General features: G+C 50.9%; 23 protein-coding genes and 1 pseudogene. 17 read left to right on the forward strand and 7 right to left on the reverse strand.

The annotated features are described in order from the left end of the window. The first annotated feature begins 1 nt into the window (after window position 1). The 5 genes from IPG22_01750 (at window position 2) to IPG22_01770 (ending at window position 6,624) form a co-directional block, all read left to right on the forward strand. The gene (locus IPG22_01750) at window positions 2-1,138 is read left to right on the forward strand and encodes a caspase family protein (GenBank protein MBK6587034.1); all 1,137 of its coding nucleotides are present in this window, start codon (window positions 2-4) and stop codon (window positions 1,136-1,138) included. Continuing rightward, the gene (locus IPG22_01755) at window positions 1,138-2,157 is read left to right on the forward strand and encodes a ThiF family adenylyltransferase (protein ID MBK6587035.1); all 1,020 of its coding nucleotides are present in this window, start codon (window positions 1,138-1,140) and stop codon (window positions 2,155-2,157) included. Before IPG22_01750 ends, IPG22_01755 begins: the two co-directional genes overlap by 1 nt. 82 nt (window positions 2,158-2,239) lie before the next feature. After that, window positions 2,240-3,574 carry an NAD(P)/FAD-dependent oxidoreductase gene (locus IPG22_01760; GenBank protein MBK6587036.1) on the forward strand — a complete coding sequence of 445 codons (1,335 nt, stop codon included), beginning with the start codon at window positions 2,240-2,242 and terminating at the stop codon, window positions 3,572-3,574. A gap of 73 nt (window positions 3,575-3,647) precedes the next feature. Further along, complete coding sequence (locus tag IPG22_01765; protein MBK6587037.1) at window positions 3,648-5,783, forward strand: hypothetical protein; 2,136 nt, start codon at window positions 3,648-3,650, stop codon at window positions 5,781-5,783. A 4-nt stretch (window positions 5,784-5,787) separates the two neighbouring features. After that, window positions 5,788-6,624: an SDR family oxidoreductase gene (locus IPG22_01770; protein MBK6587038.1), complete on the forward strand. Its 837-nt coding sequence runs from the start codon at window positions 5,788-5,790 to the stop codon at window positions 6,622-6,624. Window positions 6,625-6,627: 3 nt separating this feature from the next. Here the strand turns inward: IPG22_01770 and IPG22_01775 are convergent, their stop codons facing one another. The 3 genes from IPG22_01775 to IPG22_01785 are packed head-to-tail and all read right to left on the reverse strand — an operon-like array spanning window position 6,628 to window position 9,005. Then, on the reverse strand, window positions 6,628-7,158 hold the full coding sequence (locus IPG22_01775; GenBank protein ID MBK6587039.1) for a hypothetical protein: 531 nt from the start codon (window positions 7,156-7,158) through the stop codon (window positions 6,628-6,630). Between the two features lie 4 nt (window positions 7,159-7,162). After that, window positions 7,163-7,999 (reverse strand): 23S rRNA (guanosine(2251)-2'-O)-methyltransferase RlmB, encoded by an 837-nt coding sequence (rlmB, locus tag IPG22_01780; protein ID MBK6587040.1) that lies wholly within the window; start codon window positions 7,997-7,999, stop codon window positions 7,163-7,165. Next, window positions 7,983-9,005, reverse strand: coding sequence for a hypothetical protein (locus tag IPG22_01785; protein MBK6587041.1), 1,023 nt, complete (start codon window positions 9,003-9,005; stop codon window positions 7,983-7,985). The genes rlmB and IPG22_01785 overlap by 17 nt, the downstream gene beginning before the upstream one ends. Window positions 9,006-9,305: 300 nt before the next feature. Here IPG22_01785 and IPG22_01790 point away from each other — a divergent pair, with 300 nt between their 5' ends. The 4 genes from IPG22_01790 to IPG22_01805 all read left to right on the forward strand — a co-directional run bounded on the left by IPG22_01790 (window position 9,306) and on the right by IPG22_01805 (window position 13,449). Then, entirely contained in the window at window positions 9,306-10,007 is a 702-nt protein-coding gene (locus IPG22_01790) for an NYN domain-containing protein (protein MBK6587042.1), read from the forward strand. Next, on the forward strand, window positions 10,004-10,378 hold the full coding sequence (locus tag IPG22_01795) for a DUF2203 domain-containing protein (GenBank protein ID MBK6587043.1): 375 nt from the start codon (window positions 10,004-10,006) through the stop codon (window positions 10,376-10,378). The genes IPG22_01790 and IPG22_01795 overlap by 4 nt, the downstream gene beginning before the upstream one ends. 234 nt (window positions 10,379-10,612) lie before the next feature. Beyond that, on the forward strand, window positions 10,613-11,953 hold the full coding sequence (locus tag IPG22_01800) for an RDD family protein (GenBank protein MBK6587044.1): 1,341 nt from the start codon (window positions 10,613-10,615) through the stop codon (window positions 11,951-11,953). Between the two features lie 80 nt (window positions 11,954-12,033). Further along, window positions 12,034-13,449 (forward strand): DUF814 domain-containing protein, encoded by a 1,416-nt coding sequence (locus IPG22_01805; protein ID MBK6587045.1) that lies wholly within the window; start codon window positions 12,034-12,036, stop codon window positions 13,447-13,449. A gap of 2 nt (window positions 13,450-13,451) precedes the next feature. On the opposite strand, the gene IPG22_01810 is transcribed toward IPG22_01805, so the two are convergent. The 3 genes from IPG22_01810 to IPG22_01820 all read right to left on the reverse strand — a co-directional run bounded on the left by IPG22_01810 (window position 13,452) and on the right by IPG22_01820 (window position 16,080). Further along, on the reverse strand, window positions 13,452-14,072 hold the full coding sequence (locus tag IPG22_01810) for a TlpA family protein disulfide reductase (protein MBK6587046.1): 621 nt from the start codon (window positions 14,070-14,072) through the stop codon (window positions 13,452-13,454). Window positions 14,073-14,345: 273 nt separating this feature from the next. Next, window positions 14,346-14,720, reverse strand: coding sequence for a hypothetical protein (locus IPG22_01815; protein ID MBK6587047.1), 375 nt, complete (start codon window positions 14,718-14,720; stop codon window positions 14,346-14,348). Continuing rightward, window positions 14,689-16,080 carry a phosphoglucomutase/phosphomannomutase family protein gene (locus IPG22_01820; GenBank protein ID MBK6587048.1) on the reverse strand — a complete coding sequence of 464 codons (1,392 nt, stop codon included), beginning with the start codon at window positions 16,078-16,080 and terminating at the stop codon, window positions 14,689-14,691. The genes IPG22_01815 and IPG22_01820 overlap by 32 nt, the downstream gene beginning before the upstream one ends. Window positions 16,081-16,571: 491 nt before the next feature. Between IPG22_01820 and IPG22_01825 the strand changes: the two genes are divergently transcribed. The 4 genes from IPG22_01825 (at window position 16,572) to IPG22_01840 (ending at window position 20,665) form a co-directional block, all read left to right on the forward strand. Next, window positions 16,572-18,611, forward strand: coding sequence for a radical SAM protein (locus tag IPG22_01825; protein ID MBK6587049.1), 2,040 nt, complete (start codon window positions 16,572-16,574; stop codon window positions 18,609-18,611). Window positions 18,612-19,060: 449 nt separating this feature from the next. Further along, entirely contained in the window at window positions 19,061-19,216 is a 156-nt protein-coding gene (locus IPG22_01830; protein MBK6587050.1) for a hypothetical protein, read from the forward strand. 543 nt (window positions 19,217-19,759) lie between these two features. Next, window positions 19,760-19,909: a helix-turn-helix transcriptional regulator gene (locus IPG22_01835; protein ID MBK6587051.1), complete on the forward strand. Its 150-nt coding sequence runs from the start codon at window positions 19,760-19,762 to the stop codon at window positions 19,907-19,909. A gap of 249 nt (window positions 19,910-20,158) precedes the next feature. Further along, the gene (locus IPG22_01840; protein MBK6587052.1) at window positions 20,159-20,665 is read left to right on the forward strand and encodes a hypothetical protein; all 507 of its coding nucleotides are present in this window, start codon (window positions 20,159-20,161) and stop codon (window positions 20,663-20,665) included. Between the two features lie 76 nt (window positions 20,666-20,741). Here IPG22_01840 and IPG22_01845 read toward each other — a convergent pair whose 3' ends face one another. Continuing rightward, a complete protein-coding gene (locus IPG22_01845; protein MBK6587053.1) occupies window positions 20,742-21,278 on the reverse strand; it encodes a transposase in 537 nt (178 codons plus the stop codon). A gap of 132 nt (window positions 21,279-21,410) precedes the next feature. On the opposite strand from IPG22_01845, the gene IPG22_01850 reads away from it, so the two are divergent. From IPG22_01850 to IPG22_01865, 4 genes and pseudogenes are all read left to right on the forward strand, one after another. Beyond that, window positions 21,411-21,650: a DNA cytosine methyltransferase gene (locus IPG22_01850; protein MBK6587054.1), complete on the forward strand. Its 240-nt coding sequence runs from the start codon at window positions 21,411-21,413 to the stop codon at window positions 21,648-21,650. After that, window positions 21,602-22,054: pseudogene (locus IPG22_01855) on the forward strand (very short patch repair endonuclease). The gene IPG22_01850 and the pseudogene IPG22_01855 overlap by 49 nt, the downstream one beginning before the upstream one ends. Window positions 22,055-22,107: 53 nt before the next feature. Continuing rightward, entirely contained in the window at window positions 22,108-22,335 is a 228-nt protein-coding gene (locus IPG22_01860; GenBank protein ID MBK6587055.1) for an AbrB/MazE/SpoVT family DNA-binding domain-containing protein, read from the forward strand. Further along, window positions 22,332-22,712, forward strand: coding sequence for a type II toxin-antitoxin system death-on-curing family toxin (locus IPG22_01865; GenBank protein ID MBK6587056.1), 381 nt, complete (start codon window positions 22,332-22,334; stop codon window positions 22,710-22,712). Before IPG22_01860 ends, IPG22_01865 begins: the two co-directional genes overlap by 4 nt. The last annotated feature ends 183 nt before the right edge of the window (window positions 22,713-22,895 follow it).

A 22,895-nucleotide genomic window follows, 5' to 3' on the forward strand; every position in this document is an offset into this window, starting at 1 on the left:
TATGAAAAGAATCTCCGTCACACGTTTCGCATCATCGATCTTTATTACATTGATCTTCCTGTCGGCATCGTCGTCGGCCAAAGCTGCCGAAGAATGGAACGCGAAACGCAGCTGGGCATTCTTTGTCTGCCTCGTCGAGTGGAAAGATAAGGAAACATTCTCGTCGTTCCCCAAGAATAACCGAAAAGATACTTTACTTCGCGACACGCTCAAATCTCGCGGCGTTCCGGCCGAGCAGATCGTCTATTTGCAGGATTCGGCAGCGAAGACTGCAGTTGTCGAACAAAAATTTGCTGAGTTCCTTAAAAAGCCTGCTCCGGGCGATTGGGTCTTTGTATATTTCGAGGGCCACGGTTATAAGACCGACGACGGCGTCCCTTATCTCGCAACCTACGACGTAAATGAGAGTATCAAGGGTTGGAAGTTCGATACGGTACCGGATGCGATCGAGCAGAACTTCAAAGGTTCACACGCGATCATTGCATTAGATAACTGCTACTCAGGAGCCATGGCAGATGCGGTCAGGCGAAAACCGCGAAGGATTTCCTACGGCGTTCTCGCGTCATCGCTCGCGAGCCAACTTTCGACATCCAACTGGACATTCACCGAATCGCTTATTTCTGCATTTAACGGAGCCTCATTTGTAGATAAAGACCGCGACGGTACGATCACGTTCGCCGAACTTGGCGAGAATTCCAAGGAAGATATGCTTTTCGGCGAGGAGCAGGTCGCGACAATTGCATTTACGGGCAAGTTTGATCCGCAGATCGTGCTGAGCAAGGCTGAATCTTCGACTTCGAATCGGGTTGGCGAACGCGTCGAGGCTTACAGCGTTGATGGTTGGTATCGCGGATTTATTGTCGATTCCAAGGGCGGCAAGCAGAAGGTCCATTATTACGGCTACGAAACTACCGACGACGAGTGGGTCACAGAAGACAAGATCCGCCGCTCGAAAACGGTACAATATGCCAAAGGCACGACCGTCGAGGTCGAATGGAAAGGCGATTGGTACAAGGCGACGGTGCTGGCCGTGAAAGGCGGTTCGCATTTTGTGACCTATATCGGTTATGGAAAAGAGTGGGACGAATGGGTTTCTTCTAAGAGGATCAGGAAGCTGAATTTCAGCGATCTGCCATAATGAACGAGCGTTATAGCCGACAAATTTTGTTTCGTGAGATAGGCAGAGCCGGACAGGAACGGCTCTTGAATTCGCGCGTTCTTCTTGTCGGCTGTGGAGCTCTTGGAGCTTCGCATGCTGAAATGCTCGCTCGCGCCGGAGTCGGTAAGTTGCGTATCGTTGACCGCGATTTCGTCGAATTTACTAATCTACAGCGGCAGACTTTGTTCCGAGAAAGCGATGCGCTCGAGCGAATTCCCAAAGCTATTGCTGCAAAAAATCGAATTTACGAGATCAATTCCGAGATCGATGTAGACGCGGTTATCGTCGACGTTAATTATTCGAACATTGAAACGCTGATCGACGGCTGCGATCTGGTCATCGACGGCACGGATAATTTTCAGGTCAGGTATCTGCTCAATGATGCGTGCGTAAAGAATGGCGTGACCTGGATCTACGGTGCCGCGGTTTCTAGCTACGGTACGACCATGACGATAATTCCGGGCAAAACCCCGTGCTTGCGGTGCATTTTTGACGAACTGCCCGATGCGGGTTCGTCACCGACTTGCGACACGACCGGTGTGATAATGCCGATAATTGCAACCGTTTCAGCGACTCAGGTCGCCGAGGCGTTGAAAATATTGGTCGGCGATCTCGAATCGCTGCACGGTTCGCTGATGCAATTTGACGTGTGGGCGAACGAGAGACAGCGAATTAGACTTGGCGAACCGGATGCGGACTGCAAGACGTGCGGTCAGCGAATCTTCGAGTTTCTCGATCCGGAAACGCAGGAATTCTCGGCAGTGTTGTGCGGTAGGGATGCCGTACAGATCGCCCCGCCGAAGCCTACTCTAATCGACCTTGAAGGTCTGGCATCGAAGCTCGGATCATTGGGTGAAGTAAAGCAAAACGAATATTTGGTACGGTTTTTGTCGAACGGTCGCGAGATGACGATTTTTGCGGATGGTAGGGCGATCGTGAAGGGAACTGATGATATTTCCGCCGCACGGGCCTTGTATTCGCGATATATCGGAAACTGACTTGATGATGAGCATCCTTCTCACCCTCCAGTCCTGCTACTTTTACTTTTCTCTTAACGCCTTACATACTGAGGCAGCGAATATGGATCATAAGCCTAAAATTGTGATCATCGGCGGCGGTTTCGGCGGGCTTTGGGCAGCTAAGGCCTTGGCGAATAAGCCGGTGCAGGTGACATTGATCGACCGGAAAAATCATCACGTTTTCCAGCCGCTGCTTTATCAGGTGGCGACTGCGGTGCTGAGTCCGGGCGAGATCGCGCAGCCGATCCGGCGGATATTGCACTGGGCTGAGAACATTGAGGTCATTCTTGGTGAGGCGGTTGGATTTGATAAGAAAGAGAAAAAGGTTACGCTGATCGACGGTGCTGAGATCGAATACGATTATTTGATCATTGCGGCCGGGGCAAGGCATTCGTATTTTGGCCATGATGAATGGGAAACTGCCGCTCCGGGGTTAAAAACTCTTGAAGACGCGGTCGAGATACGCCGTCGCGTGTTGCTGGCATTCGAACTAGCAGAAAGTCAGGCATATCTCACGGGCGTGCAGAAGCAGCTTAATTTTGTTGTCGTCGGCGGCGGGCCAACGGGGGTTGAGCTTGCAGGTGCGATCGCGGACATCGCGAGAAAAGCTCTCGCTAAAGATTTCAAGGCCATCGATACACGCGATGCCCACGTTATGCTCTACGAGGGCTCTGACAAGATCCTCGGTTCATTCGGTAAAGACCTCTCGGAAAGTGCAAAATCGCAGCTTGAATCGCTCGGTGTTGAGGTTCATCTCAACAGTTTTGTGACCAAGATCGATGCCGGTAGGGTGAAAGTTGGAGAAAACTGGATCGACTGTGACGTCGTGCTTTGGGCGACGGGCGTGGCTGCTTCACCATTGGGCAAGGCACTTGGGGTCGAGACGGACAAGGCGGGGCGTGTACTTGTTGAGAAAGATCTATCGTTGAAAGGCTTTCCAAACGTTTTCGTGATCGGCGACATGGCTTCGCTTTTGCAAGAAAGCGGCGAACCCGTTCCCGGAGTAAGCCCGGCGGCGATGCAGATGGGCGATGCGACGGCGGCAAATATTCTACGTGATCTGAAAGGGAAACCGCGAGAGAATTTTGTCTACTGGGACAAAGGAACGATGGCGACCATTGGCCGTCGAAAGGCTATAGCTCAGCTTTCGGGCTTTAAATTTAGGGGCTTTATCGCGTGGATGATGTGGCTTTTTCTGCACGTCTTCTTTTTGATCGGTTTTCGCAACCGGCTGGCGGTAATGTTCGCCTGGTTCTGGGCATATTTGACCCGGGAGCGAAGTGCGAGATTGATCACCGGTGATGCCGAAGATCTCCGCGACGCATTAAAATTTCTCGAAGGCCGCTCGGCCGTGCCTGTCCAGCAGCCGAAAACAAAACACAAAACGATCAACTAAGAAACGCCTGATCGGACGCGGATTTGTTATCATAATCAACGTCCTAAATTAGCGAACCCTTATCGATCGTCAAATGAAGAATTTCTTTTTCGTCCTTCTTGTTGCAGCTTTTCTTTCCACCAAAATCTTTGCCAGCGAGCCGCTCATCTGGTCCGTAAATTCGCGCGCCGATGTGCTCAGGGGCGATGCCCGCGGCGTTTCGATCGACCAAAACGGCACGATCTCGTTGTCGCCAAAACTTACAGAAACATTTAAGACCGATCAGGCTTTTATTTGGTCGTCCGTGGTCGATGCGGCTGGAAATGTCTATCTTGGCACGGGCGGCGACGGAAAGGTATTTAAGGTTGATGTTGCCGGAAAAGGTACATTGCTTGCCGATCTCGCCGAGATGAACGTTTCCGCGATGGCGGTCGGAAAGAGCGGCGAGATCTTTGCCGCGACCTCGCCGGACGGCAAAGTTTATCGCCTCGATGCGAGCGGAAAGGCGGATGTTTACTTCTCGCCGAAGGACAAATACATCTGGTCGCTCGCTGTTCTTGCGGATGGCAGCCTCGCAGTTGGAACGGGCGATGGTGGAAAGATCTATAAAGTAAAGTCGGCGAACGCCTCGCCGGAGTCGTCGATGCTGTTCGATACAAGCGAAACACATATAATCTCGCTTGCCGCCGACAAACAGGGAAATCTTTACGCCGGAACCGATTCGAGCGGGATCGTTATGAAATTTGGAGCGGACGGAAAGCCGTTCGGCCTGCTGGATTCATCGCTACGCGAAATTCATGATATGGCCATCGGTCCCGACGGTTCGGTCTATGTGCTCGCGTTGGGTGAATCTGCATCAGCCCCAAAAACCGACGCTGCCGCAACGCCAGCCGCGACCCCGGAAAACAAGACAGTTTCAGTCGAAAAACCAAATCCGGCCACGCCGGAAACTCCGGCAAAGAGCCGATACGATCTCACTGCTGCCAAAAGTGCTGTTTATCGTATTTTGCCAGACGGCAGCACCGATATTATTTGGGCTTCGCCGGCGGTTACGGCCTTTTCGCTTTATGCTCATGCAAACGGAAGCGGTGTTCTTCTCGGAACTTCGGATAAAGGACGGATTTACAGTGTCTCTAACAATGGCAGCGAAACGCTGGCTTTGCAGACTGACGCAAATCAGATCTCGACGATCCGCAACGATGGTAAAAATTTGCTGGCAACCTCGAGCAATCAAGGCTCGCTCTATAAGTTTGGGCCGGAAACGGTTGCCGAGGGAATTTATGATTCCGCCGTCCTCGATGCGAAAGGAACAGCGTCGTGGGGACGGATTTGGTGGCGATCGAGTGGTAATGTGACGATCCAGACGCGTTCGGGGAATACGGAAAAACCTGACGAGACCTGGAGCGGATGGAGCACGGCTTTGTCGGATCAAAAAGGCGCTCAGATCGCGAGCCCAAAGGCACGGTTCATTCAGTGGAGGACGCTTCTTAGGGCGGGCAACGCAAATGTAAGCGAAGTAAATCTCGCTTTTGTTTCCAGAAATATCGCTCCAGAGGTCCTTTCTATTCAAGCTTTGCCAACCAACGTCGGCCTTGCGGCAAATCCGCCCATCCAGATCGATCCGAATATCGAGTTGAACGGAATGGAACCAGCGACCTTCGGTATTCCGGTTGTCGCAGTCCCACCGCGAAAAGTCTATCAACGCGGTGCAACCTCGCTTCAATGGACATCCGAGGACCGCAATGGCGACAAACTGATCTACGACGTATATTACAAGGAGACCGGCGACGCTGACTTCAAATTACTCCGTGGGGAAATGACGGATAATTTCCTCGCGATCGACGGCCAGTCTCTAGCCGACGGGAGATATATTTTTAAGGTTGTGGCCCGCGATAATTCTTCAAATCCAGCTTCGACGGCGTTATCGGGTGAAAAGACAACCGAGCCGATCGATATCGACAACACGCCGCCAACTGTGACAGCCGGAATCGCTTCAGGCGGAAAGGTTGTTTTCACAGCGACCGACAAGGCGAGCTACTTGATCCGCGCTGAATACAGTATCAACGGCGGCGATTGGAAGCCAGTTTACGCTGACGATGGCATATCAGATTCGCCGAGCGAGACTTACGCAGTTGAGGTGCCGACCGCAGCAGGCGAATATATCGTCACGCTTCGCGTTTTTGACGTAAACCGCAATTCCGGCAACGCCCGACAAGTCGTTAAGAGGTGATCGTATGACGCTTAGAAAGGATTCAGTAGCCGTTGTTACAGGAGCGGCATCGGGCATCGGTCAGGCTCTCGCGATCAGGCTAGCGGCCGATGGAATTGCCGGCGTGGCAATTTCTGATGTAAATGCGGAAGGTTTGGCGGTGACCCAGGCAGCGATCGAAAAGATGGGCGTTCCGGTTTCCGTTCACATAACCGACGTGTCGAAACTGGATCACGTTAAGCAACTCGCGGACGATGTAGTTGCCAAACACGGCCGCGTTACGCACCTTGTTAATAACGCTGGAGTAGGTGTGATCGGAACATTTGAACAGATCTCACTCGAGGATTTTGAGTGGCTGATGGGCATTAATTTCTGGGGCGTTATCTATGGATGCAAGGTCTTTTTGCCTCTCCTTAAGCAGCAGGATGCGGCCCATATCGTAAATATTTCCAGCGTCTTCGGAATGATCGCTCCTGAGGAGCAGACTGCCTATTGTTCGGCGAAATTTGGGGTGCGTGGATTTACTGAGAGCCTGAGGCACGAACTGGCTGATTCAAACATCTCGGTTTCGTGCGTTCATCCCGGCGGGATCCTGACGAATATTGCCCGCAATTCACGCGTGGGAGAAGGAACACCGCCCGAATGGAAGCAACAGGGAGTCAAGTTTTTTGACCGCGTAGCAAAAACTACCTCAGAAACCGCTGCCGAGGTGATAATTGGAGGAATCAAGTCGAACGAGCCGCGGATATTGATCGGGAAAGACGCTAAAGCCATAAGCATCATCTCCAGGCTGTTCCCTAGAAACTATTTGCGAATGCTAGAGCGTCTCAGCGGCCACAAAATGAGCTTGAGAAAAAAATGACCGCTACTGCTTCGGCAGCGTCATAGTCTTGCCTTCGGAATCCATCTCCAAATGCCGCGTTGTGTTGTCGGTAACGCTCGGCGGTACGAGATCACCGGTTTTATAGCGTGATTCCGGGGCGACCCAAGTTGCCTGCTGAGGAGGGAGGCCTGATTTGGGCGATTCGGCGGCGAGGCTTGCGGTGATGCCAGGCGTGTAAACTACCTGTCCTTTTTCGGCCCGGCGTATTTGAATATACTGTGCGATTCCTGCACCTAGGCTGGTAAATGCCGGTATCAATAGCCAAAACCACCAACCTTTTCCGATCGAAAAGGCCAAAGCGATCGCGACGGCGAAGAACGCCACGCCGGAGAACATCTTTGTGATCGCACTCTCGTAACTGATCGGCTTCCCCTTAGAATTGAGGAGCCGCTGCGGGCTGACCGAAGCTGGATCGCGGGATAACGCACTTGATACGTTTCCTAGATCCGTGCCGCAGCTTCTGCAAAATTTACCTTCTTCAGGATTCTGGCCACCGCATTTTGGGCAAAACATAAATTTACTCGTCCTTCGACCGTTGTCGCTGTGCTTCGAAAAGTATAACGCCTGCAGCCACCGAAACGTTCAGGGAATCTATTTTTCCATACATCGGAATTTTTACCAAAACGTCACAGTTTTCGGCAACCAGGCGATGCAATCCGCCACCCTCGCCGCCGAGCACAAGGGCACTCGGACGAGTCCAGTCCCAATCGGTATATGACATCTCTGTGTCCATACTCGTGCCGACCACCCAGATATCTTTTTCCTTCAGTTTTCCGATGAAGCGGTTAAGGTTGGCGGTTTTGGCAACCTTTACATATTCGATCGCTCCGGCTGAGGATTTTGCGACCGTGTCATTGAGGCCAACAGCACGGCGTTCTGGAATGATCACCCCGTCGACGCCCGCTCCTTCCGCAGTGCGAAGGATAGCACCAAGATTTCGTGGGTCTTCAACACCGTCGAGCACCACGATCAAGGGGATTTTATTAGCGTTTTCAAATATCTCGTCGGTCGAAACATAGTCCGCGGCCGCAACGAAGGCGATCACGCCTTGATGGTTCACGCCGGACTCCAGATGCTTGGCAAACGTCTCTCTCGGAACGCGGTTCCACGCGATCGAGCGGTCACGGCAGAGATCTATGATCTCTGAGACGCGGTGTTCCCTTGCTCCGTCGGCGATGACCACTTTGTCGATGCGACGATTTTCAGCCTTTAGAGCCTCGAGAACCGGCAGCAGGCCGTAAATAAGCGACGCATTTGTTTTAAGCGGCGACGGTGCCGGCCGTTCGCGTTTGTCTCGTTCGGGAGTTCTTCGCCCACGGTCCTTTTCTCTGAAGTCCCTACTTTTTGGTTTCATATAAATGTCTTTGCAGTCGCGAATACTTGTTGAATTGCTCGAGATTGCTGGTAGTAGCGACACTTCCAAACTCGCGCTTCCCAAATCCGGTTTGTACCATTCCCTTGGTGCCAACTAGAGATTCTATCGGCCAAGCTGATTCGAGAGCTTGTCGTACCTTGGGATAGTCAAAGACGAACTCAGCACTCGGCAGCCTTGCTTTCAGAAGATCGATCAGCCGTCCCCAGTTTCCGCGGGCAAGAAGGCTCTTATTCTCGCCCAAACACGAAAAATCAAATCCTGCGGGGCTCAGTCTGAATCCAATAACTTGATCACGGGGATAAACATCTAAAACTCGGTCATCACTCGCTATAGACGTTTGATCGATCAATCTTGATTCGCCCCTGATTTGCCGCTTCTCAACAAGATCGACCTTGGTTCTGCTAATAAACCCTTCCACGACAAGCGCGACCTCGTAGGTTGGGAAGTGAACTATTTTCCCGGTATTGAAGTTCTTGAATCCGATCTCACCGGGTAGGAATTCGATCCCGCTTATGCGAATATTAGGCGTTTCGAGCCTAAGGGACTCGTCCGAGACTGAAAAACACTCGACTCCCAAGGCGCTCAGATGTTCTATCGCTGCTCTCGCTTCGCCATTACTACCGACCCTCGCGAGCGGAAGGCGGCTGCGAGCGTTGGCGATCTTATCGAATTCTTCACGTTCCAGGGATAGGAATACCGCGGCCTTCTCGGTATCAGCCGCGTCGGAAACTCGCTTGAGGATGAGATTTTCGCCGCGTTCCCAGAATTCGAGTTTTCTAAGAGCGAGTTTTATCCCGGCCGTTTTTTGGCTAGGTAGATCCAGATCGCCCGCACAATAAAGACACTTGAGACGATTTGGCGGATTTGCCCTCTTGCAGCTTGAGCAGAGCACCATTTCGGCTCGATCAAAAGCGATATTCTCTGTCTGGATCGATGGATCGAATCCCGGCAGGGAACTGGCTTCAGAATCGGTGTTTGTGGACATAAAATACGGACCGGAAACTTCGATTTTAGCATTTTGCCCGTGAAATTGCTTGACCGTTTCAAGCTCAGAGGGCAAACTGTAACTAAGCTTTTTTCCTACGAAGCAGATGATCACAGCCTGGGGTAATGGCTATTTGCAGAGAAAGATATTATTTTTTCAAACTGATTTTTCAGCCGCGTATTCTTGACAGTTTATTTTAGCCGCGTATTTCGCATTATTTAATAGCTCATTTCCGCCATCTGGATCGCTTGCCTCTTCGGTAAAACAGCCTCATATTCTCGTAGTTTGAGGTACATTAAAATGCAGTTCGATACGACTACAAGCTCGTCCTGGCAGTTTGGGCATCGTGGCCGTGTAGCCGTTTTTATTGACGGGAACAATCTATTCCACGCAGCCCGGTTCCATAACATAGATATCGATTACAACAAGCTGCTCCGTGTTCTGCTTGGCGACGGAAGGCTTTTGCGTGCTTTTTTCTACACCGGTGTTGACGTCGGGGCGGAGCGGCAGCAGGGATTTCTGCTATGGATGCGCCGCAATGGTTTTCGCGTCGTGCAGAAGGAGCTTAAGACCTTTTATGACGGCACCCGCAAGGCAAATCTCGATGTAGAGATCGCGGTCGATATGCTCAGCCTTGCAGGTCGTTATGATACAGCTGTGCTCGTATCGGGTGACGAGGATTTTGTCTATGCTGTAAATGCGGTGGCTTACAAAGGTTGCCGTGTTGAGGTCGCGGGATTTCGTTCCAATACCGCCCCACGATTGATCGACGTCGGTGATTTCTTCATTGATCTTGGCGACATCGCTCATTTGATCAAGAAGGATGTCGGCCAGGCCGGCGATTACGATATTCCGTCTTTCGTTCCTCCGGGCGAGTCTTCCGAAGCCCCAAATGCTCCTCGCGATGCTTTTAAGCGCATATCGCAGCCGGTCCCGTTCGATAATGATTTTGCTGAATCAGAGACCGAACTGATCACGGACCTCCGGGGAGATGAGCGATGAAACTTTTCACCGTAAGAGAAGCGAACGAACTGCTCCCGGATGTTATCCCGAAGCTCGAGGCGATCCGCGATCTTTACGTTATTATCGACGGCCTCAGGGCCGAAGCCCGTGCGGCGGCCGGAGCCTCAAGTTTAGGCGGCGGAATGGAAGGCGGGACGGGTTATGTCAATACACTTTATCAGATCGGAAAGCATACGACGGAGATCCACGAGCTCGGTATCGAGATCAAAGATCCATCGCGGGGACTGATCGATTTCCCAAGCATGAGCGGCGACCGCGTCGTTTTACTTTGCTGGCAGATCGGCGACGGGGACGAGATCGAGTGGTGGCACGAAATGGACGCGGGCTTTGCTGGAAGGCAAAAACTGTAACTTTTCCACAGATTTTCCACAAAATAGCTAATATTTCGGTAAAAACTTAAAAATCTTAAGCATTTGTGCGCTTTAACGGTTGACTACTTAAAGTAATTCTTGATATTATCAGGCAGTTTTTAAGGAATCGAAACTTCACAAGACCCAGACCAGGACACATACAAGCCTATGAACTGCCCCGTGTGTGATCGGAGTTTAGCCCCGACGCTGTCAATATGCCCGAGTTGTGGAGCAATGATGTTCGACTCCGTCCGAGAGGAGTTGCAAACGAAGATCACGTCAGGACGTCTTTCCCCACGACCCGAAGTTAAACAGGAAATGCCGTTGGAAATGGTCTCGACACCGATGGCTGCGAAGCCGATCCAACCGCCTCGTGCAACTCCATCGATGCCAAGCCAAATGGTTTCGGGATCGGGAGCTGCTGTCGCCGTCGCTCGTCCTCAAACGAGCCAAGCGGTCGCAGTCGCTCCTCAGCCGGTGCGTCGTGTCGAAACGGCAGACCTCGTGGCTCCGAAGACTAGCCCGACGCTGGTCGGATTCCAAAGCAAGAACGCCACGCTGCCTGACTGGCGCATTCAATTGCAGAATGCAGTTCAGCAGAGAAAGGGCGGCCAGGTTGAAACGGCTGCAAATGTGGAGGTGCCAGCGAACGTCGAAGTTGCGGCGAATCCGGCCCCGGTTCTTAAGGCTCAGGTAGTTAAACGAGCCGAGCCAAATACCGTAGAATCGAAGATCTCGGATCCCCGCGTAGCGAATGCGCTTCGACGGATCAATGAATCGAGGAACACATTCCTTGAAACCGAAAAGAAGGCTATCTCGCGGCCACCGATGCCTGTGGCCCCAAAGCCTTATAAGTTCGACGTAGTGCCAACGAATGCAGCCCCGTCGATGCCGATGCCAATGCCGGCAAAGCCAAATCAAGCGCCAAAACCGCGGCTAGTCAGCGCTCCGGCTCCGCTTAAGCGCGATACAAATAAATTACCGCCGATCGCCATGCGGCCGCTTGAGCAGGCAGTCGTAGAAACTCGTGACGAAATTAGAATCGAACAACCGGTCGCGGCCGCGATGCCCGTCGAGTTTGCTGAGATCAAGCGGATCCGGATCCGGGCTGAACATCAGGAGATCGAGAATTATGAACTACCCGAGGTTGAGGGAGACGATATCGAAGATCTTGCATTGTTCTCAACACGGTTTGGGGCGGGCCTGTTCGATCTTATCATCGCTTCTTTTGCGAGCCTCTTGATCTTATCACCGGTTGCGTTCACCCGTGGTGACTGGTTTACGGCGGCCGGATTGCTTACATTTGCGGGTGTTTCTGCGATCGTTATGTTCCTTTACATGACGATCTGCCTCGGTTTTTATGGCAAAACGATGGGTATGAGGCTCTTCTCGCTCGAGCTCGTCGATGCCGTTGAAAATGAATACCCAACGCTGCATCAGGCTGCGGTCAGTTCGTCTGTCTATATATTCTCGCTCGTTTTTGCCGGTGCAGGGTTTCTGACGGTTTTTTTTAACGAAGAAAAGCGAGCTGCCCACGATCTGCTCTCGGGAACGATATTGGTTAGAGAGTTCTAAGTTTTATTGTCATAGCTTTTTATTGACGGGCCCAAAGTAAGTGCTTTGGGCTTTTCTTTCTGGATATGTAATCTGGATCTGTGAACAGCGCTGAGATCAAACAAATAGCGAAAGAGATCGACGATGCAATGCGCGGACGAAAGTTCGGCAAGATTTTCCCGCTGTCGGCGACGTCATTTGCGATCGATTTTTACCCGCACGCCGGAAGCTATTTGTTCGCAGATTGTTGCTCAAGAACCGGATCGGCTTTCCTGATCGTTCGAAAACTGAAGGAACTTGAGAGATCCGCGGTCCATTCGAACGCATTTATCATTCAACTCCGTAAGACACTGACCGGAAGGGAACTGACCAGAAGTTCCGAAGATGCCGGTTCAATATCGCTCGAATTGTCCGGGGAAGACGATGTCCATACTTTGGTGATCCAACTGAGCGGCGGTTCGCCGAATGTCTTTGTCATTGACAAGGAAGGCGTGATAGTTGCAGCAGCGAGAACCTCGGACCGGGACGGCCAGAAGGTCGGAGATGTTTATGCCGGGCCTCGCGTGGATCAAGACGCCAAATGTGAAAGACCTGACCTGCAGGGCGGGACTTTGTCGCCTATTCTTGACGCTGAGAGGCGTCAATATGATTCCGCGGCCCGATTTGAGCTGCTGGCTAGGGAAGCCCGCAAAAAATTAAAGAGCGAGTTCGCAAAGCGGCGGAGGCTGCTCTCTAATCTCAACGGCGACCTCGCTCAGCATGGGAACGCCGAGCAGTGGAAGAAATTCGGGGACCTGATCCTGGCGAACATTTCAAATCTACGGCGCGAGTCCGATACGATCTACGTGACCGACTATTTTGATCCCAAAATGAGCGAGATCGGGATCGCGGCCGATCGCGATCAACCGCCAACCGAAGCTGCAGAGACCTATTTTCGCAAATATACCAAAGCCCGCAACGCCGTGATTGCGATCGCTGAACGCAAAAAAGCCGTCAATGCGGAAATCGAGCAGCTTGAGCGGCGCCAGGAAGCAATAGAACAAGCTATATCGTCGCAAGATGAAGGAAAGTTAAGCGAGTTTGTTTCTGCAAAACATGTTGAGCCTCAAGCCTCGAAAGAGAAAAAAAAGGCGGATAGTTTTACGGGAGCTAGAAAATTCGTCTCAGGCGACGGTTTTGAAATAATGGTTGGGAAGAAGGCAAAAGATAACGACCATCTGACCTTTCGCATAGCAAGATCCCACGATACCTGGCTGCACGCTGCTGACTATCCCGGCTCGCACGTGATAATACGCAACCCAAATCGTACGGAGATCCCCGTCACAACACTTGTTGAGGCCGCCCGATTAGCTGCTTTTTACAGCGACGCCCGCGAAAAACCGAAGGCAGCCGTTAACTACACTCAAAAAAAGTTCGTCAATAAGCCAAAGCGAGCCGCTCCGGGGCTCGCAAGTTTATCAAGCTTCAAAACTATTTTGGTGGAATCGGGATTTCCGGAAACTGTTGTTAAGTCTTAGATCTAGGATTCAGCCATCGTTTTATCGAGTGTATTCTTCATTGAATCGATAACACGCTGTCCGCCACCGACGAAGACGCCCCTGAGGTGGCCCTCGCGGTCAACCAGCAAAGTCTGCGGAACAACTTGCTGCTTACTGATCTGATAGAACTGGATGGTCGACGCATTCGGGCTCCGAGCGATCGTGTAGTTGAGTTTCATCTTCTCGACGAACGCCTTTATCTGTTCAATAGATTCGGGTGTGCCGCTGCCGTCGCCGATATTGAGACCGATTATCTCGAGGCCCTGAGCGGCGTATTTGTTCTGCATTTCAACAAGATGAGGCATTTCCTCGCGGCAAGGACCGCACCACGTGCCCCAAATATTGAGCAGCAAAACCTTCCCTTTCTTTTCCGAAACCTTAAATTTAGAACCGTCAAGTAGTTCGAAATCAGCCTCGGCGAGGCCGGATGCAAGTGGCGGATATTCGCTGGATTTGCTGTTTTTCGTTTCGTTGGAATTGGAGGCAGATTTCGAGGTATTCGTGTTGGCAACGTTCGCTCCAGTTCCGGCGCAGCCTGTCAGCATCGAAAACACGAGGCAAAGTGATACAAAAAATGTTAAGTTACGTACGATCTCTTTCATAAACTCAATACTCAATTCCTCAACGCGTTCCCAAACTATACATGTAATGATACAAAATACGAAAAATATTCGCACGGAACAATGTGATCAATACGCGGCGGTGGTCTTATTGCAGGACAAGTAGTTTAAAAAGAGAAGTGCGGCTTGGTTTCGGGAAACTCAAGCCGCTAATTACGGATAGGCATTTACTGTAGGCCTCGCGGAGCTGTAGGCAAAAGGGCGGATTTTCAATGGGCAGGGCAATGTGCCGAATGAACAACTCCTCCGCGTAAGTTAGTTCGCCGGCACGGGAACTTTTTCTGGTTGAATACGGATCCCAATTCGTTTGGCCTCATGTTGGATGACCTGGGGATCAGTTTTCAACGAATGTATCTCTTCCTGCAGAGCCAGATTCTCATCCATGAGATTCTCTATCTGGCTAGCAAGTTTGACGTTTTGATCAGCCTCTGCCCGAACGTCGGAAACCGCCCGGAAATTGATCGAAACGCATATCATTACAAAGATCGAAATCACGATCAGGAACGAAAGCCACCACGGGGCCGTTCGACGATCCGCTGCGGCGGTTACGCGTCGATTTTTCGCGGGTGCGGGCCTCTTAGCCGCCGTTCGGCGGGGGCTATCCCAATAAATATCTGCGGCCTTGCTCAAGTAAATTCTCCAGATCGTCTTTGGTTTCGCTTTCGGCGTAGATTCTGACCATCGGCTCGGTGCCCGACGGCCTCATAAGCATCCATGCGTTATTCTCAAATAGAAACTTAACGCCATCCATGCGGTTAATACTCTCAACCTTTCGACCGCCGATCTCAGTCGGCTCTTGTTCAAGCTTAGCTTTAAGCTTATCGGCAACTTCGGGAGTTAACTTTAGCCCGATGCGGCCCGATTCTAATTTTCCTACACGGCGGTAAAGCTCATTTAGCTGCTCCGTAAGGCTGGTCTGCCTCGCGGCGACTGCCTCGGCGGCCAATAAACAGGCCAGAATTCCATCCTTTTCCGGATAATGGCCGCGTATCGAAAGGCCTGCAGATTCCTCGCCGCCGAGGATGATCTCGTCTTTGTTTATCAATTCGCCGATGAATTTGAAGCCTACGGGCGTTTCGTAAAGCTTGATATTCCGCTCTTTGGCAACCCTGTCGACCAAATGAGATGTCGCCACACTGCGGGCCACGCCATTCGTCCACCCACGGCTCTCTGCCAAATAATCTGTCAATAAAGCAACCAGCTGGTTGGGCGTAATGAACTTTCCGTTCGCATCTATAACCCCAAATCTGTCACCATCGCCATCAGTTGCAATGCCAAGCGTCAAATTCTTGCTCGTAACTGCCAATTTCAATTCGTCGAGATGATCTTCCCCGGGTTCCGGCGACATGCCGCCAAAGGTAACGTCACGCCAATCGTGTATCGTCTCAACTTCTGATCCATGATCCCGCAGGCACTTATCCAGGTATCCGCGGCCCGTTCCCCACAATGCGTCGTAGGCATATCTGCCCTTCGCTGCAGCGATTATGTCAAACTTGATCTTTTTCCCAATATCCTCTAGATACGAAGGCTGTGCGTCGAACTCGATGATCGAACCGCCGCTCTCGTCAGATGTCGTAACCTTCTCAATTATCCCGAGCTCGATCTGCTTGGTAATATCAGGCAGAGCCGGGGCTCCGTCAGCGGTCGAGAATTTTATGCCCTGATATTCCGGCGGATTATGCGACGCGGTGAAGTTTATACCGCCGGCCGCGCGGTTGCTGCGGATCGCATACGATATTGTCGGTGTCGGCGTCGGGCCGGTACAAAGCAGAACTCGAAAGCCCTTTTGTTCCGCGATCCCAGCTGCGACGGCTGCGAATTTCTCACCCATGAAGCGAGAATCGTGTCCGATGACCAATAGTCTTTCCGTCTTCGGCGGAACGGTTGTCAAATAGCTGCAGATAGATCCGATAACCAGCTTTACGTTTTCGAACGTGAAATCTTCCGCGATAATCGCCCGCCATCCGGATGTTCCAAAACGTATGGACATAAGCCAATCTTTTCGTGCTAGTGAAGCCGGTAACCCAATTTCCCGTGAAGTGGTAAGACTTTAACATAGGCTTAAACCCGTGTAAAGCAGTTGCTAAAGAATATATAAGATATGTATTTTCAACAAGATAGATATAGCTCCCTGACGTATGACCTTACTTTATTCCAAAAAGACGAACAATATATGAACGAAATCTTTAAGCGCTATCATTAGGGATGAATTGCATCGAGTGAGTAAGGCGTCTTCTGTATCAAATCGTCACATCGGATACAGTTGGTATAAAAGTGTATCGTAATGGCGCGCAATTGTGATCATCACCGCGTACGAATAAGCTATTGAAAACAAGAGGTTTAGGGCTGATCTTTGGCCCAATAGATATGCCGAACGGCATGGCACACGCTTTGCATTCGCCTGAGTGTATAAATTTGCGCCGTAATTCTACCATCGCGTACCTGTTCGGCGATTTTGACCCTATTGGAGAAAATATTTCAATGAGACCCATTAAGCATTTCGAAAAAGGATTGACCTATGTTGCAAAGGGAGCTTTTGCTGCAATTCGTTCAGTCAATCAGTTTAAGCCAAACCCGTCGTTCACGCCGAAGTGGTCGGACAAGCCACTTCTTAAATCGTGGCAGAAATCGAAGCCAACACTCGGTTTCCCTCGTACGACAGATTCACTATGTCCTAATTGCGTTATCGAAGCACGCGAGTCGATCCTGAGCGGCGACAATGACGTCTCAATGCTGATCAATGAGAAGGTTGGCGAGATCAAGGCACAGATCATCGAGCGTGACGGGCAGGTCTGGATGATCAAGGATTGTCCGACGCACGGCCATTTCGAAGACATGATGGCGATCGACTCACAGTTTCTACAGCATATCGAGTCGCTTTTCCCTGGCCGCGACATCGAGTCGCACAATGACGAAAAGCTTCACAATCACGGCACCTCGTCGGTCAAATTCGGCCGCGGAGCGGTTTTGACGGTAGATCTGACGAACCGCTGCAACATGATGTGCGATCCGTGCTTCATGGATGCGAACCAGGTTGGATTCGTGCACGAGCTTTCGATGGAAGATGTCCAGGAAATCCTCGACAACGCCATTCAGATCAAACCCCGTCGCCAGATGTCGGTTCAGTACTCGGGCGGTGAGCCGACGTTGTCACCTTACTTCCTGGATGCAGTGCGTTACGCTCGCAAAGTTGGGTACAACTCGGTTCAGGCCGCGACCAACGGAATTGAGTTCGCTAAATCGAAGGAATTCTGTCGCGAAGCCGCTGAAGCAGGCCTTCGTTTCGTCTATCTCCAGTTCGACGGTATCGGCAACGACGCGAACTCGCACCGCCAGATCGGCAACCTGTTTGACGTTAAACTCCGTGCTATCAACAACCTGCACGAAGCCGGCGTCGACATCATCCTCGTTACAACGCTCGTGAATGGTGTTAATAACGATCAGGTCGGTACGATCATTCGGTTCGCTCTCGAGAATCCTAAGAAAATTTCGTTCATCGCGTTTCAGCCAGTGTCGTTCACCGGCCGCGACGAGCTGATCACCGAACAACGTCGTCTGCAGCAGCGTTACACGCTTGCTCATCTCGCGCACGACGTAAAGGGCCAGGTTGGCATTACCGAACCGACACGCGATTGGTTCCCGCTTTCGCTGATGGGAGCGTTCGCTGACTTTGCTGACGTCGTTCACGGACCCGAGCACGAATGGGGCCAGGTCTCATGCGGCTGCCACCCGAATTGCGGCGTCGGCACGGCCGTTATGGTCAATAAGAATACAAAGGAAATGGCACCGGTTCCGCAGTTCCTGAATATTCAGGGCCTCGTCACCGATATGCAGCACATCACTGATACGAACCGCGGCAAGTGGTTCTCAAACCTTATGATGGGCCTCGCATTGCTCAAGAATTACAACCCGTACGGTGCACCGAACAGCCTTACGCTCGGCGGCATTCTGAAGAAGTTCGACAAATCGTTCGGCCTGTCGGGCAAAGATTACGGCAAGGTCGGCCCTGACCGCACGATGGAAGACATCGAGAAACGCCGTCAGGACCCTTGGAACTTCCTGTTCATCGCCGGAATGTGGTTCCAGGATCTGTTCAACTACGATTTCCGCCGCACCGAGATGTGCATCATCCCTTACGGCACCCAGGAAGGCGAGATCAGCTTCTGTGCGTATAACACCGGCATCGGCTGGAGAAACATCATCGAGCATATGCACCAGAATGCGACGGTTGCTCAGTGGTACAAAGACCAGGGCCGCCACGAAGTGTTTGCCCGCGGCAAGAACGTCGAACTCGGCGATAAGAGCCACAATCTCATCCTCAACGAAGTCGACCTCGCCCGTCCGAACAAGCCGGAAATGGAAGGTCCCAAGACCGCAGCCGAGGAAATGCAGATGATGCGTAAACTCTACAACGAAATGGTCATGGAAAAAGCCGGCATCAAAGGCGAAGCCCTGGTCCAGATCGGCGGCATCAAACGCGAGAAAAAGTCGAAAGACAAAGAAATGGCAGTCGCTGAATAGTGACTGGAGCAGCCGGTTGCGTTTCGCAACACTGGCAAGTATTTTTTGCCAGAACCATCACTGCTTGCCAGTATTTCAGAAAAGCCTCGTCGAGCGATCGACGAGGCTTTTTTCGACTCCGAGGGCAAGGTTCTCACCCTTAAACGATCGATCCAAACGAGTCTACTTTACCAAGCAAATAAACCCGCGATAGATAGAGTCGGATCGCACGATTGATAGAGGCGAAACCGGAGTTTGGTAGAGGTATTTTGGAGTTTGTTCAAACGTGTGTCAGATTGACCAAATTTCGCAGAAAAAATTTGACCCACTTCGGTCGTGACGTTTCATAATGATACGTAAATGCAACGTTGTTGCAGATATGCAAATGCTTAAGCCGCTGTATGGGATCTGCTTCCGAAGATCGATGAAAGTTTGGCACCAAGGCCCTTCTCCGTTGGGGCGTGATGGTCGTGGATCTCGAATCAAAAGGCCGAGCGATGCCGGTCATCGGTTCGCTAATGGCCGCCACATCCCTCGCCCGCGACCTAACCCTCGTAACCCGAAATACACAGGATCTTGCCCACACAGGCGTCAAGATCTTCGATCCTTGGGCTCAGAAGAAATAGCGGTAAGGTAGTCTCGCTCAAGCAAAGCCTCGTCGAGCGATCGGCGGGGCTTTTCTTCTGCTCTTGTCGCTAACGGTGACGAATCTTAAGCCTAGGGTGCAACCCCGGGAATCGAACACATTGATCTTCTGTCGCCAACGGTGACAAAAAATCTCAGCGTAAATTGTGCGTCCTGTTCTGGCACAAAAGACGTGCGAGTGTTGCGGTAGGTCCGCAACCGCAGGGACGGATCATCTGAACTGGCTTAACCTAGGGGTTACGCCGAGCCTCCACCCCAGGCTTTAATGTCCGTCGGCGTTGGCGACAAGAAGTCGCTTCCCCGACCGTGCCGCCTGCACCATCTAGTCATGCGTCGGCGAAAGTTTATCAACGTACCTCTCACAGAGATACACCATCTCTTATCGCCGACCCAGGACAACCCGCAACTCCACCGAACAATCGCTCTAGAACCTACTGCTGTTCCTTCCCCCTTTGACTCCTCCTGTAAACGTGACTTATAGTCCGTTGTCTCAAAGTTGTCACCCAAGCATACTTACCTAGTGCATCACAAAAATTGGGGAAAGTATCAAAGAATTACGATCCAACCTAGGAATTAGCCAGGAGCCCTTAGCTCATATGGCAGGTCTAGATCGCACCTACGTTAACAGTGTTGAAAATGGGAAGCGAAACACCATTAAAGTGGGGGTCGAATGAAAGTAGATTTTTACTTGATAACGGTCGTGCATTGCAAAAAGGGGTTAGCACACCATGTCGCGAATCTAATATTTGAGGAAACGTGTATCTTCGAAAAAATGGTAGGTGATGAGGATTCCTTGCACATCTTTACAGATTCGAATTTTGAGCTTATTGAGAATGATAAGAAGCTTCTAACTGAAATAATATTAGAGCTCGGGGAAGCTGTGAATCATCGACATTTTACGACCAACCGATATACTAACAAATATGCTTAGGTATCAGTTTTTTCCCCGATCAACTGCGGTAACTCATGAAATATCAGAGATCATTCAGTGTTTTCAAAGAAATTTTGAACAGATAAACTCTGATAATAATAACTACTCAAGTAATAAGGTATTGGAAATTCTTCGAGCGGATTTATCCGCCACAAACTTCACCGTTGAAACGGGCAAAAAAGATGAAAACAAGATAAAGGTCCCTGTTTTATTCGGACTGAATAACAAAATAGATAAATCCTTTAATGCCGATGCTCTTTCGCTTGACGGTAAAATTGTGATCGAAGTGGAAGCTGGAAGGGCTGTAGATAACAACCAGTTCCTGAAGGACATATTTCAAGCCTCAATGATGTTTGGTGTCGAGTATTTAGTCATTGCCGTCAGAAATGATTATCGCGGTGGGGATGACTTTCAAAAAATTTACGCGTTTCTCGAAACGATGTACATCAGCAGTAGAATCACTCTTCCATTAGACGGCATACTTCTTATTGGATACTAGTCGAACTCCATACCTAATCGGGACGGCGATCGCTCCGAATGCGGAAGCCCGCACGAAGTAAGGGCGTTCGTTGTGATTATTCAACAAGGTCGAAGGGAAGATCGCTCTGGCAATAAAGTACGTAATCTATCGCTCCACTAACATGTCTTGGTTTCCATAAATACCTGCGGCTACGACCGCGTGACCACACTTTTGTATCCAAAGAGACCAACAATGCTTCGCGTAGCATTTTGGTCGCGTTCGCCTTCAGTGCGTCCGCTATTCGTTCTGGTTTCATCTGTGCAGAAACAACCGCGTGAGCATGATTTGACCGTACGTTAACTGCTGATAGACCGTACCCACGTCGCTGGCAGAGTTCTTTGATCGCCGATTCAACAATTCGACGCATAGGTTTTGTGAGAATGAATGGAGGCTGTTTCATTTCCTCCCTCATCGCTAGTTCCAATTCGGGTTTCGGCCGGATTTTTGACTTGCCGTAATGGTTTCTTCCATCCCGTCCTATCGACTCGCGTTGGTCACCATGTAACCACGTGCCGAAAGTGCGAAAGGTCAAAAGATAAGCGAGGGGAAACTCATTTTCGTCGTAGATATCGAATCCATAATCGTCCTGCATATGGTTTTTTGAGCAATTATGCAACAGATTGTTTTGGCGTCAAAGTTTTGAATCTGCCTTAGCCGTGTCGAAGGCTAAGAACGCCCTTACTTCGTGCGGGCTTCCGCATTCGGATTGAACTATATCGCCGTTTTGATTGTGCGCCAATGTGCTCGTATCCAGACGTTTCCTGATGATTTTAATTTCTGCTACAAGAGTATTGCTGCGGGATACAAAATGATTGGCAATGCCGTTGCTGTTAAGATGGCCGAGGCTCTTGCCCGTGCGATCAAGAAGGACTTTCAGAAATTGTGGATTTCCCAGGACTATATTGTTGAAGAAGAATGGCAGCCGAATTCCAGTTCAAAACGTCGCCTGAGCGTTCACGGTTAATGAAGAAGATCAGGCTCAAGAATACTCAGCCTGAAAAACTTCTTCGAAAAGAATTAACTAGAATTGGTTTCCGATATCGCCTTAACTCGCCTAAGCTACCTGGAAAACCAGATATTGTATTGAACCGGTATAACCTCGTCATCTTCATCGATGGCGAGTTTTGGCATGGGTTTGAGTGGGAAAAGAAGAAAACCCGAATAAAAGCGAATTGAGAATACTGGATTCCTAAATTCGAAAGCCCAATTGCGAGAGATAGGGCAAATAACGAGAAGCTCGGTGAGCTAGGCTTCGTGGTTCTCCGCTTTTGGGCGAACGAAATAAAGAATGACCTTGCATCATGTGTCAAGCGAATTGCGGATCACTGTGTGTCCGGAACGATTTCGGCGATGGCAAGAAAAGGTTGACAGAACTTCTTTTTCTTGACCTTGCGTTATAACGGGCGTTATAATCTACAATCATGGGGACTAAGCTGAAGATCACGACGGTGGGGAATTCGGTGGGGGTTGTTTTGCCGCGGGAGATCCTTGAACGGCTTCGGGTTGGGAAAGGGGATTCGCTGTTTGTGACGGAGACTCCGGATGGTGTGGAGCTGCGGGCGTTTGACGATGAATTCGCGGAGCAGATGGCGATTGCCGAGCGTGTGATGCGTGAGGATCGGGATGTGCTGAGGAAACTGGCCGAATGAAATGGCTTCGCGTCGATGCGGTGCTCGCGATGCACAGACGCCAGATCGCCGAACACGGCGGCGAGGACGGCGTGCGCGATCTCGGGTTACTCGAATCCGCTTTGGCACGGGCGCAGAACATTGCCGCTTATGAGCCCGAAGCCGACATCGCCCGGCTTGCCGCCGCATACGGATTTGGGATCGCAAAGAATCATCCCTTTATCGACGGCAATAAACGCACCGCCCTCGTTGCCATGCGGACGTTTCTCATTCTCAACGGATGTACGATCATCGCAACTCCCGCAGACAAATACACCACCATTCTCCAACTCGCCGAAGGCACGCTTTCTGAAGAAGAGCTGACGGTTTGGCTGCGCGAACGGATCGACGCGATCTAAATTAATTCTGAAATACGCTCGTTCCTCTGTCGCCCGTTTCACGGGCTCGGATTATTTTCGAACCCTTTCCCCGGGCTAGCACCCGGGGCTTTATGCTGTCGCCCTCTCCGAGGGCTTAAGGTTGAGGCCGCAGAGGACGCTAATTTATCTGTATCATTCTTGCAACGTAATATCATTCGCAGG

Source organism: Acidobacteriota bacterium (assembly GCA_016703965.1).
Taxonomy (GTDB): Bacteria; Acidobacteriota; Blastocatellia; order Pyrinomonadales; family Pyrinomonadaceae; genus OLB17.